Genomic DNA, 492 nt, shown 5'->3' on the forward strand with positions numbered 1-492 from the left:
ACTCGGAACAGCACGAACGGCCCGTACGTGCCGGGGTGGGGCCCGCTGTCGAAGGTGGCGATCTGCAGCGTCACGTTGGGCAGCGCCGACGCCTCGAGCAGCTTGTCGATCTGCGCGCGCATCACCTCCGGGCCGCCGACCCGGCGGCGCAGCGCGGTCTCGTCCATCACGACCCACAGCCGGGGCGCGTCCTCGCGGGTGAGCAGCTCCTGCCGCCGCCTGCGCAGGTCGACGTGGCGCTCTATGTCCTCGGGGCGGGTCTGCCCTATGGCGCCGGAGCGCAGCACGCCACGCGCGTAGTCCTCCGTCTGGAGCAGTCCGGGGACGAAGTGGGGTTCGTAGCTGCGGATGAGGGAGGCCGCGCCCTCCAGGCTGACGTACATGGAGAACCAGCCGGGCAGGATGTCGTGGAAGCGCTGCCACCAGCCGGGCCTGTTGGCGTCCTCCGCGAGCTGGTCGAAGGCCTCGGCCTCCTCGTCGGAGACGCCGTAG

1 protein-coding gene is annotated in these 492 nt (G+C 71.5%); it reads right to left on the bottom strand.

All coding sequences use genetic code 11. The features are described from left to right. A partial coding sequence (locus LPA54_RS36950) for a DUF5753 domain-containing protein (RefSeq protein WP_228984854.1) occupies window positions 1-492 on the bottom strand: 492 nt, incomplete at both ends.

This window comes from Streptomyces sp. DH12, from assembly GCF_020873895.1.
Lineage (GTDB): Bacteria > Actinomycetota > Actinomycetes > Streptomycetales > Streptomycetaceae > Streptomyces.